The sequence below is a fragment of the Dermacoccus sp. MPR-E5 genome (assembly GCF_058809565.1).
In genome coordinates this window covers 93,443-111,656 of the sequence record NZ_JBXASS010000012.1, presented here as the reverse complement: position 1 = coordinate 111,656, position 18,214 = coordinate 93,443, and the positions used below count along the sequence as shown (strand labels likewise).

Here is an 18,214-nt window from a genome sequence, read left to right as displayed (position 1 = left end):
CCCCCCCCCCCCCCCCCCCGCTCGGCGCGACGATGCTTCGGGCGGGATTCGTCTGTCACGGGTCCATGTCGCGCCGCGGTGCGGTGGCGAGAGCGTGCGGTGTTGTTCAGACGCCGGCGTCGCGCCGCGGTGCGATGGTGGGAGCGTGGGGCGTTGTTCGCCCGGGGGGCTCGCGTCGTCGGGTGGTGGCGGGAACGCGCGAGGTTGTTCCGGAGCCGGCTTCGCGCCGGGGGTGCGGAGCGGGCGTCAGTTCGTGACGCGCACGCACTCGTCCTCGAGGCACACGACGCTGCCGACCTTGATCTGCGCGCTACGACGCGTGTCGACCTCGCCATCCACCGTCACGAGACCCTCCGTGATGACCACGCGCGCCTCCGCACCGTCCTCCACGAGATTCGCGAGCTTGAGCAACTGACCGAGCTTGATCGACTCGTCACGGATCTGAACATCGGCGTGTGCGCTCATGACGCACTCCTTTCTGAGACTGCCCCCATTGTCCCATCGCGGGCGGCGCTGAGGTGGCGCCGCGGCCCCAGCTTCGTTAGCGTGGAGCGTCGATCTACAGCCCCACACACCGTTCGAGCGCGACAGGCAGTACCGTCGGATCGGAACACTGAAGCGCGACCGCACGCCCAGAAACGAGCAGGCAGAACCCCGTCCGACAGCACGCAGCAGCCCCTTGGAGAGGCCCGCATGACGAGCGAGACCGGATACTCCTCACCCGAGGCCGAATGGCCCCGGGTGAGTTCCGCGCGCCGCCATGTAACGCTCACGACCCCAACAGCGATGGAGGAAGTGAACGGGGAAGCCTCGTCCATCGCCGCGCTGGTCTCAGCAGCGCGATCCGGTGACGACGCGGCACGGGAGACACTTCTCGACGACGTGCACCAACGTGCACTTCGCTATGCCTCGGCAAGGTTGGGGGCCTTCAGTGGCTCCCGCGAACTCGCAGCGGATGCGGCTCAGGAGGTGTGCGTGGCTGTGCTCAAGGCTCTGCCCCGCTACGTCGAGCGCGGTGTCCCCTTCGAAGCGTTCGTGTATTCGATCTGCTCGCGCAAGGTGGCCGACGTCCAGCGCGGCGCCTTCCGCTCCGCCGTGCCGACGGACGAGATGCCCGACACGATTGACCCCGGCCTCACCCCCGAGGACGCGGCGCTCAACCTCGACACCGCGCGGCGGCTGTCCGTGCTCATGGAGAAATTGACGCCGCAGCAGCGCGAGATCCTGACGCTGCGCGTCGCCGTCGGCCTCAGCGCCGAGGAGACGGGCGCGAGCCTCGGCATGTCGCCGGGCGCCGTCCGTGTCGCCCAGCACCGCGCGCTCGCGCGACTGCGCACCCTGCACGAGACCTCGGGGGAGGAGCTTCGATGACACCGCCCGCCACCCGCTTCGACGTCGAGGCCAACCTGCGTGACATCGCCGAGGACGACGCCCTGCTCGACGCTCTCGGAGCCCGCTCCGTCGTCGAGTCGTCGTGCTCACGCGGCACGACGGTTCCCCCCTCGGAGGCGCGCTGCGTCTCCGCCCGGTTGCGGCCCGTTGTCGAGCCCCCGGCCCGCGAAGGTGACGACGACCTGGAGCGCAGCCCCGGCGAGCAGGCATTGAGCGACCTGTTCACCGCCTGGACACGTGAGATCGACGCGACCTGCGAGGCCGTGACGCGGCCGCTGCGTCCCGAGGTGACGCGCCGGCCCGAGGTACACGACAAGGATGTGTCGGCCCACCCCGTCATCGACACCAACATCACAGCTTCGCGCGAGAACGAGTTCGCCGGCGGTGGCCGCTACCTCGCGACCGGACGACCTACCTCGAAGCGCCGTACGCGGCGTGCTTGGAGTGGACGCGCCAGTCTCACGGCCGTCTCCGCCGGCGCCGTCGTCGCGCTGTCCAGCGTCGCCGCTGCCGTCAACGGCGGAAGCCTGTCGACCGTTCTCGCGCCGCTGCACCTCGACTGGAGCAATGCGCGCGCCGTCGCCGAACCAGACGTCCCCCGAGTGCAGGCCACGGCCGTTCCTACCCCGACGACACTGCCCGGACCGATGGCCGCCGCGCCGGGTGCACCGGCGCGATCGAGTGCGCATGGTGGACCGAGTCAGGGCCAGAGTGCCGGTCGTGAGGCAGCCCGACCCGAAACCGGCCCGCAATCGGGCGCCGAGCGTTCGGGTGAGGGTTCAGTCGCCGGTTCGATGATTCCCGAGCAGGTTCCCTCGAGCGTGGCGATGACGACCACGACTCGCGGCGACGCGCCGCAGCGCACGACGCCGGGAACGCGCGGCCAGCGCTCGTCCCAGTCGACGACGCAGCGCCCGTCGACGGGTTCGGCGTCCAGCTCACGGCCCAGCACTTCGCGTCCGACGGGCTCGTCCGGATCGACCTTGCCCGGTTCGTCCTCGAGCACGTCCAAGCCGAGCAGCTCGAGCACATCCAAGCCGAGCAGTTCGCGTCCGGCGCCGTCGCACTCGCAGCCCACGTCGCCGACCAGCCCGACGTCGTCTTCGTCCGGCACTGCGACGACGACGAGTCCGGCCACGCCGCCTGCCACGCCGTCGGCGTCGAGCACGCCGACGCCCTCCGACACGGTTTCGGACCCGGGCGCCGCGCAGACGAGCGCCGGCGCCACCGCGACGGGAAGCCCGTCGGCCGAATCCGACTGACGGTAGCTGCGGCGCGGTTCGTCATGGAGCCCGGTAGCGGCTCGCACTGACCGGAGCTGCGGCGCTCGTCGTGCAGCCACCTGTGCCGTCGTCACGCGCGGTGAGGGCAGGGGCCGGAGTGTCCTAGACTTGGTGAATGGCTTTCGGTTCTGACCATGTCACTGACGTTCCCCCGAAGTTCGCGACGCTGGGCCTCACCTATGACGACGTTCTGCTGCTGCCCGGCGAGACCGACGTCATCCCGTCCGAGGTCGACACGACGGCGCAGCTGACGCGCGAGATCACCCTGAACATTCCGCTCGTTTCGGCGGCGATGGATACCGTCACCGAAGCGCGCATGGCGATTGCCATGGCGCGCGAGGGTGGCATGGGTGTGCTGCACCGCAACCTGTCGATCGAGGATCAGGCCTACCAGGTCGACCTCGTCAAGCGCACGCAGACGGGGCGCATCACGAACCCCGTGACGATCGGGCCCGACAAGACGCTCGAAGAGCTCGACGCGATCTGCGGCCAGTACCGCGTCTCCGGGCTGCCCGTCGTCGTCGAGGACGACAAGCTCGTCGGCATGATCACCAACCGCGACCTGCGCTTCACGCCCGTCGCGGAATGGGCGACGACGAAGGTGCGCGACGTCATGACGCCGCAGCCGCTCGTCACCGCTCCCGTCGACATCTCGAACGACGACGCGACGGCGATCCTGCGTCAGCACAAGCGTGAGCGCCTGCCGCTCGTCGACGACGACGGGCGTCTCGTCGCGCTCATCACCGTCAAGGACTTCGTGAAGTCCGAGCAGTTCCCGAACGCCTCGAAGGACGCCGAGGGCCGCCTGCTCGTCGGCGCCGCCGTCGGCTACTTCGGTGAGGCCTGGCAGCGCGCGACGACGCTCATCGAAGCGGGCGTCGACGTGCTCGTCGTCGACACCGCGCACGGCCACGCCAAGCTGCTGCTCGACATGATCCGCAAGCTGAAGGCCGACCCCGTGACGAAACACGTGCAGATCGTCGGCGGCAACGTCGCGACCCGCGCGGGCGCGCAGGCACTCGTCGATGCCGGCGTCGACGCCGTCAAGGTCGGTGTCGGCCCCGGCTCCATCTGCACGACGCGCATCGTCGCCGGCGTCGGCGTCCCGCAGGTCAGCGCCGTCTATGAAGCCGCGCAGGCATGCCAGCCCGCAGGCGTGCCCGTCATCGCCGACGGCGGCCTGCAGTACTCCGGCGACATCGCGAAGGCCCTCGTCGCCGGCGCCTCCACCGTCATGGTCGGCTCACTGCTCGCCGGCACCGAAGAATCACCCGGCGAAGTCGTCCTCATCAACGGCAAGCAGTTCAAGGCCTACCGCGGCATGGGCTCACTCGGAGCGATGAGCTCACGCGGCAAGAAGTCCTATTCCAAGGACCGCTACTTCCAGGCCGACGTCATCAGCGACGACCAACTCGTCCCCGAAGGCATCGAAGGCCGCGTCTCCTACAAGGGCCCCGTCAGCAACGCCGTCCGCCAACTCGTCGGCGGCCTGCACCAGTCGATGTTCTACGTCGGCGGCTCGACGATCCCCGAACTGCAGAAGCGCGGCCAATTCGTGCGCATCACCTCCGCCGGGCTCAAAGAAAGTCACCCCCACGACGTCCAAGGCATCGTCGAAGCGCCGAATTACTCCATTCGCTGACTTGTGCCGTCCGGATCCGGGAGCGGCAACGTCATGCGCCACGAAGGCGACCCCGGTCACTCGCAAGCTCGCGACGGGGTCGCCTTCGTGCGTCTGCGTCGTCGGGTGCTGCGGTCGTGGGAGGGTTCGGCCACCGCTTGCGGAGTTCGGGGCCTCGCTGACGTCCGTGTCGGTCGTGGTGCGGTCGTGGGAGGGAGCGGCTGGTACGGGTGGCCACGGACGTCGCCCGAAAACGCCTCATGGATGACGCCATTCCGGGCAACGATCAGTTCAGCTGGCCTCGCTGGTGCGCGTTGGATGGAGTCACCGGTGAAGCACCTCGGATCAGTCACGAAGCCTCTTCGTCGCGACGACGCCCACATCAGGACGCGCGGGCAGAACTGCCTCGAGCGCACAGAGGTATGAGTCGCCCCAGGTGACGCGGGTGATGCTGGTCGTGCGGTAGGCCAGAGGCTCCTCGCGCCAAGCGGCATCGGCATCGACCTCGTGCATCCACGTCCAACGCTTGTCGATCAGAACCGGGACGCCCACCCACATGGCGTCCTCGAGCTTCCGCTCGCGTTCGATCGCGATGAGCCGACCCCGCGTCGGCGCCGATTCCAGGAGACCCCTCGTCGAGTCCAGATCGAGATGGAGCGGCGACTCAGGCCAGTCGGTCCGCGTCTTGGCGAACGCGTCCTCGAAGCCTGCGCGTCTGCGCACCGCGATCACGTCCTTCAGACCAATAGCGGTGAACCCGTCGGGGTACCCGCCGTCGCGCGCGTTCGCGATGAGAGCCCACTTCGTGCCGACGGCGCTCACGTAGCCCCGGACGGTCTCAGAAGAGCGAGGGTTGCGATGGACGTCCACGAGGCTCCGATCGATACGGGCCTTGTCGAGCTTCTTCGCGGCATCCACGCGAAGAGCGTAGCCACGCAGAGGAAGGCACTGCAGGTTTTCATCATCGAGTACCGGTGATACTCATGACCCGTGCGCTTCATCACCAAGTACCTCGACGGATACGTCCTCGCCCTGCTCGGAATGGTCGCCCTGGCATGCCTGCTGCCGGCACGCGGCGGTGCCGTCGCGCCCGTCGAATGGGCGACGAACATCGCAATCGGGCTGCTGTTCTTCCTCTACGGTGCACGCCTGTCGACCGACGAGACCAAAGAGGGCTTCCGCCACTGGCGCCTCCACCTGCTCGTCCTCGCGTGCACGTTCGTCGCGTTCCCACTGCTGGGCCTCATCATCCGGCCCATCGCCGACATCTTCCTGCCCCACACCCTCAGCCTCGGACTGCTGTACCTGACGCTACTGCCGTCGACCGTGCAGTCGTCCGTCACGTTCACCTCACTCGCGCGCGGCAACGTCGCCGCGTCGATCTGCGCCGCCTCGTTCTCCAACATGCTCGGCGTCGTGCTCACACCCCTGCTCGTCATCGGTGTCATGGGCGGGCAGGCCGCGTTCAGCCTCGACTCGGCGGAGAAACTCGTCGTCCAACTGCTGCTGCCGTTCATCCTCGGCCAGTTCTGCCACAAGCGCCTCGGCGGCTTCCTCGCCGAACACAAGCAGGGCCTGACGTACCTCGACCGCGGCGGCATCATGCTCGTCGTCTACTCCGCATTCAGCGCAGGCATGCGCGAACACATGTGGAGTCACGTCACCGTGTGGCAGGTCGTGGCGCTGCTTCTCATCTGCGCGGTGCTGCTCGCCGTCGTCATGCTCGGCTCGTACGTGACGGCCCGCCGCCTCGGCTTCTCGCGGGCCGACCAGGTCGCCATCGTGTTCTGCGGATCGAAGAAGTCGATGGCGTCCGGCTTGCCGATGGCGACGGTGCTGTTCCCCTCTGGCGTCGGACTGCTCGTGCTGCCCCTCATGATGTTCCACCAGCTGCAACTCATCGTCTGCGCGCAGGTCGCGCGCCGGTGGCCCGACGAACCCGCCCCCGGGCGGGCGCCGGAAGACGGCGCGAGGGAATAGGATCGACGCGTGACTGAGATCGAGATCGGCAAGGGCAAGCGCGGTCGCCGCGCGTATTCACTCGACGACATCGCGATCGTCCCGTCGCGCCGCACGCGCGACCCGCGGGAGGTGTCGACGTCGTGGCAGATCGACGCCTATCACTTCGACCTGCCCGTCATGGCGGCGCCGATGGACTCGCTCATGTCGCCCGCGACGGCCATCGCGTTCGGCAAGCTCGGCGGCCTGCCGGTGCTCGACCTCGAAGGCCTGTGGACGCGCTACGAGGAGCCCGAGAAGCAGCTCGCGCAGATCGCGACGTGCAGCCCTGACGAGGCCACCGCCCGCATGCGCGAGATCTACGCCGAGCCCATCAAGCCCGAACTCATCACCGCACGCCTCAAGGAGATCCGTGACGCGGGCGTCACCGTCGCCGGCGCCCTGACACCGCAGCGCACGCAGGAGCATTGGCGCACCGTCGTCGCGGCGGGCGTCGACCTGTTCGTCATCCGCGGCACGACCGTCTCGGCCGAGCACGTCTCCGGCGCGTCCGAACCGCTCAACCTCAAGCGCTTCATCTACGAGCTCGACGTCCCCGTCATCGTCGGCGGCGCGGGCACCTACACCGCTGCGCTGCACCTCATGCGCACCGGCGCGGCCGGCGTCCTCGTCGGCTTCGGCGGCGGCGCCGCGCACACGACGCGCCGCACGCTCGGCATCCACGCGCCCATGGCGACGGCGATCTCCGACGTCGCTGCGGCGCGCCGCGACTACCTCGACGAGTCGGGCGGGCGTTACGTCCACGTCATCGCGGACGGCGGCGTCGGCACGTCCGGCGACATCGTCAAGGCCGTCGCGTGCGGCGCTGACGCCGTCATGCTCGGCGCAGCCCTCGCGCGTGCCGAGGAGGCGCCGGGCCGCGGGTTCCACTGGGGCCCCGAGGCGCACCACAGCCAGCTGCCGCGCGGTGAGCGCGTCGAGGTCGGCACCGTCGGTTCGCTCGAGCAGATCCTCGACGGCCCCGGCCAGAGCGCCGACGGCACGACCAACATCATGGGCGCCCTCAAGCGCGCGATGGCGACGACCGGTTACTCCGACCTCAAGGAGTTCCAGCGCGTCGAACTCGTCGTCGCGCCCTACCAGCGCAGCTGACCCGCACGCCACCCAGCACGCCCTCGCTCTTTCGAAGAGCGGGGGGCGTGCTGCGTCGAGGGACGCATCGCGTCGGCAGAGCGCACGACGGCGCCCGCCATGTGCACGGTGTACGCGAAAGTAACGACGGTGTCGGAGGTCACATCTACAGTGGGGGGATGACGCCTTCACTGCACACCCAGCCTCGCCCGCAGCGTCCGCTCGCTCTCGACGAGGCGACCGTCCGACGCATGAGCGCCCGCGTCGTCGCGAGCGGTCCGGCGCAGGAACGCATGACGCCGCTGACGGGGGAGACGATCGGCGCGCTGCCCACATCGACGCCCGACGACGTCGTCACCGCCTACGAACGGGCGCGCGCAGCGCAGCAGGAATGGGCACAGCGCGACGTCCGCGAACGCGTCGAGTTCCTCACGAGGCTGCACGACCTCGTGCTCGATCGCCAGGACGAGCTGCTCGACCTCATCCAGATCGAGTCGGGCAAGGCGCGCATCCAGGCGTTCGAGGAGGTGCTCGACACCGCGGGCGTGTGCCGTCACTACGCCAAGAAGGCGCCGAGCTATCTCGCCGAGCGCAAGGCCCTCGGCGCGCTTCCGGTGCTGACGCAGGCGCGCACGCACTATCTGCCTAAGGGCGTCGTCGGCATCGTCGCGCCGTGGAACTACCCGCTGTCGATGTCGATCACGGACGCGCTGCCGGCGCTCGCGGCGGGCAACGCCGTCGTCCTGCGCCCGGACGAGAAGTCGAGCTTCACGTGCCTGCGCGCCGTCGAACTGTGTGACGAGGCGGGCCTGCCCGAGGGGCTGCTCCAGGTCGTCCTCGGCGACGGGCCGAACGTCGGCGGGGCGGTGCTCGAGCACGCGGACTCGGTGATGTTCACCGGTTCGACGAAGACGGGCCGCATCGTCGCGCGCGACGCGGGGGAGCGGCTCAAGAGCGCGTCACTCGAACTCGGTGGCAAGAACGCCATGTATATCGCCGATGACGCCGACCTGACGCGCGCCGCCGAGTGCGCGCAGCGCGCCGTCTTCGCGAGCGCGGGCCAGCTGTGCATCTCGATCGAGCGTCTCGTCGTGCACGAGAAGATCGCCGACGAGTTCCTGCGACGCTTCCTCGAACGCGTCGCAGCGATGAAGATCGGCGTGGCGCTCGACTGGGGCTACGACATGGGCAGCCTCATCTCGGCCGACCAGCTCGAACGCGTCACGCAGCACGTCGACGACGCCGTCGCGAAGGGCGCGACGGTGCTGGCCGGAGGCAAGGCTCGCCCCGACATCGGCCCGTACTGCTACGAACCGACCGTCCTCGACGGCGTCGCGGACGGCATGCTGTGCCGCGACGAGGAGACATTCGGGCCCGTCGTCAGCGTGTACCGCGTGAGCAGCGATGACGAGGCCGTCGCCCTCGCCAATGACACCGACTTCGGCCTCAACGCCTCCGTCTGGACGAAAGATGTCGCGCGCGGGCGCGCCATTGCCGCCCGCATCCGCACCGGAACCGTCAACGTCAACGAGGGCTACGCGGCCGCTTACGCGAGCAACGGTGCGCCGATGGGCGGCATGAAGGCCTCCGGCCTCGGGCGGCGTCACGGCGCGGAGGGCATCACGAAGTACACCGACATCCAGAACGTCAGCGTGCAGCGCTTGCAGGGCTTCGGCGTGCCGAAGGGCGCGTCGCAGCGACAGTTCGCCCGCGCCCTGAGCACGGGTCTGCGCGTCATGAAGAAGGCGGGCCTGTCATGAACACCACCTCGCGCGATCAGGCGATGGAAGTCGACGTCGCCGTCATCGGCTCCGGCTTCGGCGGCTCGGTCGCGGCGCTGCGGTTGGCTGAGAAGGGCTATGACGTCGTCGTGCTCGAAGCCGGCCCGCGGCGGCGTGACGACGAGTTCGCCAAGACGAGCTGGGACGTGCGCAACTACGTCTGGGCGCCCAAGCTCAAGTGCTTCGGCGTACAGCGCATCCACAAGCTGCCGCACGCCGTCATCCTCGCCGGCGCGGGCGTGGGCGGCGGCAGCCTCAACTACGCGAACACGCTCTACGTGCCGCCGAAGACGTTCTTCGACGACCCGCAGTGGGCGCACATCACCGACTGGCAGGAAGAACTCGCGCCGCACTACACCGTGGCGAAGAAGATGCTCGGCGTCGTCGACGCCAACCCGTGCGAGGGCGTCGTCGAGAACGTCATGCGCGACGCAGCCCGCAGCCTCGGCGTCGAGAACACGTTCCGCAAGACGCCGGTCGGCGTGTACTTCGGACGCGCCGGCGAGCGCGTCGACGACCCCTACTTCGGGGGCGAGGGCCCGGCGCGCACCGGCTGCACCGAGTGCGGCAACTGCATGGTCGGCTGCCGCGTCGGCGCGAAGAACACGCTGCTCAAGAACTACCTGCCCCTCGCCGAACGGGCCGGCGCACGCATCGAGGCGATGCGCACCGTCGTCGATCTCGAACCGATCGGTGAGCACGGCGAAGGCGGCTGGCGCGTGACGAGTGAGCGCACCGGCGCGTGGCTGCGTCGGGATCGCCGGACGATGACGGCCCGCCACGTCGTCCTCGCCGCCGGGACGTGGGGGACGCAGTCGTTGCTGCACACGCTGCGGGCCGAGGGGCGCCTGCGGCACCTGTCGCCGCGGCTGGGCAAGCTGACGCGTACCAACTCCGAAGAACTCGGTGGTGCGGCCCTCGTCGACGTACCGCGCGGCGCGGACCTGACGAAGGGCGTCGCCATCACCTCGAGCTTCCACGTCGACGCCACGACGCACGTCGAGAACTGCCGTTACGGCAAGGGCTCGAACGCGATGGGCTTCTTCTCCACCCTGCTCATCCCCGGCGACGTGCCGAGCCGCACGCGTGCCTTCGCGCGCGAGTTCCTCAAGCGCCCAGGCACGCTGCTCAAGACCGTCGTGCCGCGAAGATGGAGTGAGCGCACCGTCATCGCCCTCGTCATGCAGACGCTCGACAACTCCATCGACGTCTCACCGCAGCGCACGCGCCGCGGATGGAAGCTGACGTCCGCGCAGGGCCACGGCGAACCCAATCCGTCGTGGATTGCTGGCGGGCACAAGGCGATTCACGCGATGGCGAGCGAGCTGCAGAAGGCCGTCAAGGGCACCGCGGTGCCGGGCGGCACATGGAACGAGCTGTTCGAGGTGCCGATGACGGCGCACTTCCTCGGCGGCGCACCGATCAGCGACGGGCCGGGCACGGGCGTCATCGACGCGTATCACCGCGTCCACGGCTACCCGACTCTGTCGATCGTCGACGGTTCGGCTGTCTCCGCGAACCTGGGCGTCAATCCTTCGCTGACGATCACCGCCCAGGCCGAACGTGCGATGAGTGCGTGGCCGGCCAAGGGGGAGCGGGACGAGCGCCCGGCGCCGAGTGAGGAGTACGTCAGGCTCGACATGGCGCCGGGTCGTGTGCCCGGGCAGGTCGTCGACGTCGGAATGCCGCGCATCGGTGGGCTTGCCGGTGGTGAAAGGGGCGCCGTCGACGTGACGCCATGACGCTCCACAATGCAGAGCGACCCGTCTGAGGCAACGTTCAGTTCGACCCCGTAGGCTGAGTCGGTGCTGCGAACCGCGATGAAACCCCGCCTCCTGCGGTTGTTCGTCGTCATGCTCGTTCTGACGGCAGCCTTCGTCTGGTTGGGCAACTGGCAGTGGCAGACGGCCCACAACAGGGCCAACCAGCAGGTCCTCGAGGAGAGCAACGGGCGCGCTGTGGAACCACTCGACGACGTCCTGAAACCGCAGACGACGTTCGACAACGGGCGCTCCTTGCAGCCGATTCGTGCGACCGGCCACTATGACGCCGCGAAGACCGAACTGGTCGCCGGCCGCGTGCTCGACGGCAAGAACGGCTACTGGCTCATGACACCGCTCGTCGTCGACGCGACGGGCGCGCGCATCCCGGTGGTGCGCGGGTTCGTCACGCAGACGACGAAGCTGCCCGCGCCGACGTCAGGCACGGTGACGATCGAGGGCGCGCTCGCGCCCGGTGAGTCGGTCTCGACGCTCGGTGAACTTCCCGAGGGTCAGATCGGCACAATCGACATGGGCCGGCTGCTCAACGAGTGGGGCGGCAAGGTCTACAACGGCTTCGTCTTCTCGACGAAGCAGGCGCCGGCCGCGGCGCCGCAGCCGGGAACCGCTGTCGTGCAGCACATTCCGCCGCCGGTGCCGAAGGCCACGAAGGTCGATCTGCGCAACGCGGCCTATGCGTGGCAGTGGTGGATCTTCGCGATCTTCGCCGTCTTCATGTGGCTGCGAATCCTGCATGAGGAATACCTCGACGACCGGGCGGCCGCCGAAGCCGCGATCTCCGACGGGCCGCAGTCAACAGATGCGCCCGACGTGCGCGCCGCACGCAGCGAGGGCGACGCCGCTGACGATCTCGACCAGCCCGACGACGGTGCCGCCCGGGCTTCGTCGGCTCCCGAAACCCTCGCCGAACAGGGCGCGATGCGCCCGGCGACACGAAAGGAAACGCCGTGACCAAGCCTGCTCCCACCCCCGGCCGCCCCATGGTGCGCATCGACGCACTCAAGGCTCGCTCTGCCCTCAAGTTCTTCAAGGTCGCCGCGTTCATCGTCGGTGTCGGCCTGCTCGTTCTCGTGCTCGAGATGGTGCTGCACTACGGTTTCGACAACCACGCCCTCGACTGGTGGCCGCAACCGCATGGTCTGCTCTTCCTCGTCTATGTCGCCGCGACGGCGAATCTGGGTTTCGCCATGCGCTGGGGGATCGGCAAGATGGTGCTCGTCATCCTGGCCGGCTGCGTCCCGTTCCTGTCCTTCTGGGTGGAGCGCCGCATCAGCGGTGAGGTCGAGCGCGATCTGGAGGCACTCCCCACCCGCTGAGCGGCTGGCAGCGTCCGATAACCGCGTGATTCCGGGGTTGTCGCCCCGGCCGATAGGATGAGTGACGTGACCGAAAATCTGCAGGATCATCCCGTCCTCGTCGTCGACTTCGGCGCGCAGTACGCGCAGCTGATCGCGCGACGCGTGCGTGAGTGCGCCCTCTACTCCGAGGTCGTGCCGCACACGATGAGTGCCGCCGAGATGCTGGCCAAGGAGCCCGCGGCCATCGTGCTGTCGGGCGGGCCGTCGTCGGTGTACGCCGAGGGGGCGCCGTCGCTCGACGTCGCGCTGCTCGAGGCCGGCGTGCCCGTGTTCGGCATCTGCTACGGCTTCCAGGCGATGGCTGACGCTCTGGGCGGCACCGTCGGCCACACGGGTGGTCGTGAGTACGGCAACACGACGGCGACGATCACGCACACCGAGTCCGTCCTGTTCGCGGGGCAGCCCGCCGAGCAGAACGTGTGGATGTCGCACGGTGACGGCGTGACCGAGGCTCCCGCGGGCATGACGGTGTGTGCCCGCACACCCGGCGCGCCCGTCGCGGCGTTCGAGGATCCGGCGCGCAAGCTGTTCGGCGTCCAGTGGCACCCCGAGGTGTTGCACTCCGCCCATGGCCAGGAGGTGCTTCGTAACTTCCTGCTCAAGGGCGCCGGCCTCGAGGCGACGTGGACGGCCGCCAACATGGCCGAGGAGCTCGTCGAGCAGGTGCGGGAGCAGATCGGTGAGGGCCGCGCGATCTGTGGCCTCTCCGGTGGTGTCGACTCCTCGGTCGCCGCGGCGATGGTGCAGAAGGCGATCGGCGACCGACTGACGTGCGTCTTCGTCGACCACGGCCTGCTGCGCGCCGGTGAGGCCGAGCAGGTCAAGGAGGACTTCGTCGCCGCCACCGGCGTCGACCTCGTCGTCGTCGATGCGTCGCAGCAGTTCCTCGACGCGCTCGAGGGTCAGAGCGACCCGGAGACGAAGCGCAAGATCATCGGTCGCGAGTTCATCCGCGTCTTCGAGCAGGCCGCGCGCGACATCGTCGGCGCTGAGTCGAGCAGCGAGCACCCCGTCGAGTTCCTCGTCCAGGGCACGCTGTACCCCGATGTCGTCGAATCCGGCGGCGGCACGGGCGCGGCCAACATCAAGAGCCACCACAACGTCGGCGGCCTGCCCGACGACCTGCAGTTCACGCTTGTCGAGCCGCTGCGTTCGCTGTTCAAGGACGAGGTGCGTCAGGTCGGTCTCGAGCTCGGTGTGCCCGAGGCGATCGTGTGGCGCCAGCCGTTCCCGGGCCCCGGCCTCGGCATCCGCATCATCGGCGAGGTGACGGCCGAGCGCCTCGAGATCCTGCGCGCTGCCGACCTCATCGCCCGCGAAGAACTGACGGCCGCCGGTCTCGACCGCGACATCTGGCAGTGCCCCGTCGTGTTGCTCGCCGACGTGCGCTCAGTCGGCGTGCAGGGCGACGGCCGTACGTACGGTCACCCCATCGTCCTGCGCCCCGTATCGAGCGAGGACGCGATGACGGCCGACTGGACGCGCCTGCCCTACGACGTGCTCGCCAAGATCTCGAACCGCATCACGAACGAGGTCGCCGACGTCAACCGCGTCGTGCTCGACGTGACGAGCAAGCCGCCGGGCACCATCGAGTGGGAGTGAGTTCGAAGGTGACGGCATGATGCCTCCTGAGCTCACGCACGACGACGGCGCAGCCCGCACGGCTGCGCCGTCGGCGCATCCCGGTGGTCCTCGACGCGGTCACGACGATCGGCCCGGCGGGTCGGCACGCCCCGGCGGCGGTGCGCGATGAGCGCCGATGACCTCGTGGGCGCGACGCGCGCTGGCGACGACGCCGAGCCGGCCGGCGACATCCCGGAGCCCGTGCGTCGTCTCGTCTGCTCGGTGACGACGATGGCGCTCGTGTCGCTCACCGGGTTCCTTCTGGTGCTGTGGGTGTTCACGCGCACGGCACGCGGCCAGATGTGGGGCGAACGGGCGCGCCTGAGCACCGGCTCCAGCGCGCGAGCCTGGGCGCACATCGTCGACCCCCTGACGTACATCACGATCGCGAGCACGGGCGCGTTCCTGCTCGCGTTCGTCGCGATCGCATTCGTGCGACGCCGTTTCGCTCTCGCGGCGGCGGCCGTCTTCGTCGTCTCTGTGGCGAACGTGACGACGCAGCTGTTCAAGGCCTATTGGCCCACGCAACCGCACTGGTGGTCGAACTCGTTGCCAAGTGGGCACTCGACGGTGGCGATGAGCATCGCCACGGCTGCCCTCATCGTCGCGCCCGTGGGCGCCAGGCGATGGCTGCTGCCGTTCGCCGGTTTCGGGGTGACGTTCGTCGGCGCGGGCACGCTCGTCGGACACTGGCACCGGCCCGCCGACGTCATCGCGGCCTTTCTGCTGACCACGTTCCTCGCCGCGATCGCGCTGGGCGTCGTGCAGCGCGTCCAGCACGGCCGCCATCCGCGCGACACGTCGTACGCGGTGCGACCCGTGCTCAGCCTGGCGGGCAGCATCGGCGTCGGCCTCATCTTCGTCGCGCTCGGGGTGCGTCCGCTCGATCACGACGTCTCGCTCGTCCTGGCGTTCGTCTCCCTGGTGAGCATCGCCGTGACGGCGGCGCTCACGCTGGCGTGGATCAGCGCCGCCGCCGACGACGCCGTCGGCTGAGGTCTCGAGCAGACCATGGTGGCCCGTGTGACGCGCGACGCGGTGCGGTCGTGGGGTCGGCGCTTCGTGCCGGCCGCGTTCATGATGCTGCTCGCAGCCGTCGTGGTCGGCATCGTGGCGATGGCGCGTGATCTCCCGGGCGGGGTCAGCAGGGCCCGGGACGGCATGCACGCGTTGAGTGGTACGGGCCGCACGTTCGAGACGATCGCGGCCTGCGTCGGGTGGGTACCGCGCGGGGCGCTCGTGGTCGCTGTCGTGGCGGTCGTGGCGCTCCCGGTTTCGCTGCTGCGCCGCGGCGGCGCATGGGCCGTGACGCCCCCGCGCGCCGCCGCCGCTCTGCTCGTCATCGCCGGCGCCAATCTGAGCACGCAGGCGGCCAAGTTGCTGCTCGCCCGGGCGCTCACGCCTGAGGTCGCGACGCTGCCCAGTGGGCACGCCACGCTCGCGCTGACGAGCGCTGCCGCCGTCGTCCTCCTCGCGCCCCCGCGATGGCGGCGTGCGGCGCTCGTCGGCGCCGGAGCCTGGGGAACGCTGGGGTGTCTCGGCGTCATTGCGGCGTACTGGCACGCGCTGGGCGACGTCGTCGCCGCGATCGCCGTCGTCGCGGCCTGGCTGGGCGTTGCGCATCTGCTGCTGGCGCCTCGAGGCGGTGGGGGTGGGCCGCACCCGTTCTTGGGCGACCTGGCGATCCCTGACGAAGGTGTCGATGCTGAGGAAGCCGCCGGCGTCCGCCTTGGACAGCGCAGGGAGGGCTGCACCCCAGCGCACCCCGATGGCGCCACCGTCAGCCGGCCGGCCTCGGGTGGCACGTTGGGTGCCTGGCCCCGCCCGGCGCCCCACGACTTGCTCGCGGCGGCTTCGGGCGCCGCGTGCGTCGTCGTCACGTTCCTCGGGTGGGGCACGGACGTCAACGCCTTCGGTGCGTGGTGGGTGGGCGCGGCTGCGCTCGAACTCGTCGCCGTCCCGCTGGGTGTCACGATGATCGTCGCCTCCGCCGCGCGTGCCGTCCGGGAGGTCGCGCGGACCACGCACTAGGCTGGCCGGGTGTTGAGAACTGCTGCTGCCGTGCTCGCGGGCAAGTCCGCGCGAGTCGCGACGAGGCTGCGTGGGGGCGGAAGCGCCCTGCCCGGTCTCGTCGTCGAGAAGATCGATCCGCGTTTCCTCTCCCAGGCGCTCGCGGACCTGCCGCAGGGCATCGTCGTCGTCACCGGCACGAACGGCAAGACGACGACGACGAAGATGCTCGTCGCACTGCTGCGCGCGCATGGTCTGCGCGTGTTCACGAACCCGACGGGCTCGAACTTCACGCGCGGCGTCATCTCGTCGGTGCTCGGAGAGATCTCCCTCAAGGGTGGTCTCGACGCCGACATCGCGGTGCTCGAGCTGGACGAGGCGCACTCGCTGCACTTCGCGAAGGTCGTCAAGCCCACGCATGCGCTGCTGCTCAACGTCGCACGCGACCAGCTCGACCGATTCGCCGAGATCGACTACACGGCGAAACTGCTCGCACAGCTGGCGGAACAGACCACGCAGGGCGTCGTCCTCAACCGCGACGACTCGTTCGTCGCGCGCATCGCGGGGCGCCTGGCCGATGGCGTCGAGGTGTCGTACTTCGGTGTCGACGAGACGATCGCCGACCGCCTCGGCGAGCTCATGGAGCAGGACGTGCGCAGCGACGACGACTTCGTCGCGCCGCTCGTCGGCCCGGGTGACGGTCTGCTCAAGCCGCTCGACGAACGTCGCTTCCTCGTGACGTTCGCCGACCGTGCCGACGGCAGCGGCAACGTCGGGCCCATGCAGATGCGTCAGCACGGTCTGGCCGCGATGATCAACGCGACCGCGGCGACGTCGATGGCGCGCCGCCTGCTCGGCGACGCGTTCCGCGGTGAGACGGCGGTGACGGCACTCGAAGCCGTGCAGCCGCCGTTCGGGCGCGGAGAGGTGATCGACGCCGGCGGCACCGAACTCGAGCTCGTGCTCGTCAAGAACCCAGCCGGATTCACCGTCGCGCTGTCGACGTACGGGGGCCGGCCGGTCGCGAGCATGGTCGCGATCAACGACAACTACGCCGACGGACGCGACGTCTCATGGCTCTACGACGTCAACTTCGCGTCGCTGCGCGAGCGCGGCGTCGAACTGACGAGTGGGGTGCGCGCCTATGACATGGCCTTGCGGCTCGCCTATGACGGCGTCGAGGTGCGCGCGGTCGAACCCGACCTGCACGCCGCTCTTGATCGGTTCCTCGCCGAGCACGCCGACGAACCGAAGCGCATCTTCTGCACGTACACCGCCATGATGACGCTGCGTCGCACGCTCGCCGAGCGCTACGACCTGCCCGACTTCGGAGAGGACGCCGCCGAATGAGCGAGCAGACGAACCCCCAGCCGACGGCTGCCCCTCGGATCGACGACGACCCCGCGGCGATGGGCGGGGTGCCCACGGATGCTGGGCGAGTCGACTCGTCGACGTCGGGTGAGGTGCAGGCGCGGGTCAACGAGGACCCGGCGGCGATGGATGTCGTCCCGACGACACTGGGCGATCCGAGTGGCCCGAGCAAGGGCCGCGTCACGCTCGTGCACCTGTACCCGCGGGAGATGTCGATCTACGGCGACCTCGGCAACACGCGCTGCCTCGAGGCACGCCTGCGCTGGCACGGTTACGAACCGAACGTCGTGAGCCACAACCCCGGCGACGAACTGCCCGACGGCATCCACCTCGTCGTCGGCGGTGGCGGCCAGGATTCGGGGCAGGCGCGTGTCGAGGCCGATCTCGAACGCATCGGCCCGCGCCTCGTCAGCATGGCTGAGGACGGCGTCCCGATGCTCATGATCTGCGGCATGTACCAGTTGTTCGGCAAGGCGTTCCGCACCGTCGAGGGCGAAACGCTGCCCGGTCTCGGCATCCTCGACGTCACGACGCAGGGCAACGCGAAGCGCATGATCGGGCCCGTCGTGCTGTCGACCGAGTTCGGCGACGTCGTCGGGTACGAGAATCACTCGGGTTCGACGGTTCTCGGCGACGGCCAGCGTGCGTTCGGTGACGTGCGTTCCGGTTTTGGCAACAATGGCGAGGACGGCAAGGAGGGCGCGCGCACGCGCAACGTCATCGGGTCGTATCTGCACGGCCCGATCCTGCCGTCGAACCCGAAGCTCGCGGACTTCCTCATCGCCGTCGCCGCCGAGCGCGCCACGGGCCGTCCGTTCGAGCCGGGCGAGATCGACGACCACCTCGCCGACGAAGCCCGCGCCCGCCAGGTCGCACGTCTGACGAAGAAGAACTGACCCCGCCA

16 protein-coding genes are annotated in these 18,214 nt (G+C 69.5%); 14 read left to right on the top strand and 2 right to left on the bottom strand.

Annotated elements, in window-relative coordinates; all coding sequences use genetic code 11:
- Positions 1–246: 246 nt before the first annotated feature.
- On the bottom strand, positions 247–465 hold the full coding sequence (locus AC1RS9_RS10815; RefSeq protein ID WP_006944081.1) for an RNA-binding S4 domain-containing protein: 219 nt from the start codon (positions 463–465) through the stop codon (positions 247–249).
- 228 nt (positions 466–693) lie between these two features.
- Here AC1RS9_RS10815 and shbA point away from each other — a divergent pair, with 228 nt between their 5' ends.
- From shbA to guaB, 3 genes are all read left to right on the top strand, one after another.
- Positions 694–1,371 (top strand): RNA polymerase sigma factor ShbA, encoded by a 678-nt coding sequence (gene shbA / locus AC1RS9_RS10810; protein ID WP_492921448.1) that lies wholly within the window; start codon positions 694–696, stop codon positions 1,369–1,371.
- The gene (locus AC1RS9_RS10805; RefSeq protein ID WP_492921446.1) at positions 1,368–2,654 is read left to right on the top strand and encodes a hypothetical protein; all 1,287 of its coding nucleotides are present in this window, start codon (positions 1,368–1,370) and stop codon (positions 2,652–2,654) included. The genes shbA and AC1RS9_RS10805 overlap by 4 nt, the downstream gene beginning before the upstream one ends.
- Positions 2,655–2,790: 136 nt before the next feature.
- Positions 2,791–4,317 carry an IMP dehydrogenase gene (guaB, locus tag AC1RS9_RS10800; RefSeq protein WP_038569113.1) on the top strand — a complete coding sequence of 509 codons (1,527 nt, stop codon included), beginning with the start codon at positions 2,791–2,793 and terminating at the stop codon, positions 4,315–4,317.
- A gap of 324 nt (positions 4,318–4,641) precedes the next feature.
- On the opposite strand, the gene AC1RS9_RS10795 is transcribed toward guaB, so the two are convergent.
- A complete protein-coding gene (locus tag AC1RS9_RS10795; protein WP_492921444.1) occupies positions 4,642–5,214 on the bottom strand; it encodes a hypothetical protein in 573 nt (190 codons plus the stop codon).
- Between the two features lie 72 nt (positions 5,215–5,286).
- Here AC1RS9_RS10795 and AC1RS9_RS10790 point away from each other — a divergent pair, with 72 nt between their 5' ends.
- The 11 genes from AC1RS9_RS10790 (at position 5,287) to AC1RS9_RS10740 (ending at position 18,206) form a co-directional block, all read left to right on the top strand.
- The gene (locus AC1RS9_RS10790; RefSeq protein ID WP_492921442.1) at positions 5,287–6,276 is read left to right on the top strand and encodes a bile acid:sodium symporter family protein; all 990 of its coding nucleotides are present in this window, start codon (positions 5,287–5,289) and stop codon (positions 6,274–6,276) included.
- A gap of 9 nt (positions 6,277–6,285) precedes the next feature.
- A complete protein-coding gene (locus AC1RS9_RS10785; protein ID WP_492921440.1) occupies positions 6,286–7,407 on the top strand; it encodes a GuaB3 family IMP dehydrogenase-related protein in 1,122 nt (373 codons plus the stop codon).
- Positions 7,408–7,565: 158 nt separating this feature from the next.
- Positions 7,566–9,146, top strand: coding sequence for a succinic semialdehyde dehydrogenase (locus tag AC1RS9_RS10780; protein WP_239304178.1), 1,581 nt, complete (start codon positions 7,566–7,568; stop codon positions 9,144–9,146).
- Positions 9,143–10,909, top strand: a complete 1,767-nt coding sequence (locus tag AC1RS9_RS10775) for a GMC oxidoreductase (RefSeq protein ID WP_492921438.1) — start codon at positions 9,143–9,145, stop codon at positions 10,907–10,909. Before AC1RS9_RS10780 ends, AC1RS9_RS10775 begins: the two co-directional genes overlap by 4 nt.
- A 63-nt stretch (positions 10,910–10,972) precedes the next feature.
- Entirely contained in the window at positions 10,973–11,899 is a 927-nt protein-coding gene (locus AC1RS9_RS10770) for an SURF1 family protein (protein ID WP_144708367.1), read from the top strand.
- Positions 11,896–12,264 carry a DUF3817 domain-containing protein gene (locus AC1RS9_RS10765; RefSeq protein ID WP_144708368.1) on the top strand — a complete coding sequence of 123 codons (369 nt, stop codon included), beginning with the start codon at positions 11,896–11,898 and terminating at the stop codon, positions 12,262–12,264. The genes AC1RS9_RS10770 and AC1RS9_RS10765 overlap by 4 nt, the downstream gene beginning before the upstream one ends.
- A 66-nt stretch (positions 12,265–12,330) precedes the next feature.
- Positions 12,331–13,908, top strand: coding sequence for a glutamine-hydrolyzing GMP synthase (gene guaA, locus AC1RS9_RS10760; RefSeq protein WP_492921435.1), 1,578 nt, complete (start codon positions 12,331–12,333; stop codon positions 13,906–13,908).
- 147 nt (positions 13,909–14,055) lie between these two features.
- The gene (locus AC1RS9_RS10755; RefSeq protein ID WP_492921433.1) at positions 14,056–14,925 is read left to right on the top strand and encodes a phosphatase PAP2 family protein; all 870 of its coding nucleotides are present in this window, start codon (positions 14,056–14,058) and stop codon (positions 14,923–14,925) included.
- Positions 14,926–14,952: 27 nt separating this feature from the next.
- Positions 14,953–15,960, top strand: a complete 1,008-nt coding sequence (locus AC1RS9_RS10750; RefSeq protein ID WP_492921431.1) for a hypothetical protein — start codon at positions 14,953–14,955, stop codon at positions 15,958–15,960.
- 9 nt (positions 15,961–15,969) lie between these two features.
- The gene (locus AC1RS9_RS10745; protein ID WP_492921429.1) at positions 15,970–17,289 is read left to right on the top strand and encodes a MurT ligase domain-containing protein; all 1,320 of its coding nucleotides are present in this window, start codon (positions 15,970–15,972) and stop codon (positions 17,287–17,289) included.
- Complete coding sequence (locus AC1RS9_RS10740; protein ID WP_281711499.1) at positions 17,286–18,206, top strand: type 1 glutamine amidotransferase; 921 nt, start codon at positions 17,286–17,288, stop codon at positions 18,204–18,206. The genes AC1RS9_RS10745 and AC1RS9_RS10740 overlap by 4 nt, the downstream gene beginning before the upstream one ends.
- The last annotated feature ends 8 nt before the right edge of the window (positions 18,207–18,214 follow it).

Coding starts and splice junctions, on each gene's coding strand:
- AC1RS9_RS10780 (WP_239304178.1), top strand. CDS start 7,566: ATGACGCCTTCACTGCACACCCAGCCTCGCCCGCAGCGTCCGCTCGCT.
- AC1RS9_RS10815 (WP_006944081.1), bottom strand. CDS start 465: ATGAGCGCACACGCCGATGTTCAGATCCGTGACGAGTCGATCAAGCTC.
- guaB (WP_038569113.1), top strand. CDS start 2,791: ATGGCTTTCGGTTCTGACCATGTCACTGACGTTCCCCCGAAGTTCGCG.
- AC1RS9_RS10775 (WP_492921438.1), top strand. CDS start 9,143: ATGAACACCACCTCGCGCGATCAGGCGATGGAAGTCGACGTCGCCGTC.
- shbA (WP_492921448.1), top strand. CDS start 694: ATGACGAGCGAGACCGGATACTCCTCACCCGAGGCCGAATGGCCCCGG.
- AC1RS9_RS10755 (WP_492921433.1), top strand. CDS start 14,056: ATGAGCGCCGATGACCTCGTGGGCGCGACGCGCGCTGGCGACGACGCC.
- AC1RS9_RS10740 (WP_281711499.1), top strand. CDS start 17,286: ATGAGCGAGCAGACGAACCCCCAGCCGACGGCTGCCCCTCGGATCGAC.
- AC1RS9_RS10805 (WP_492921446.1), top strand. CDS start 1,368: ATGACACCGCCCGCCACCCGCTTCGACGTCGAGGCCAACCTGCGTGAC.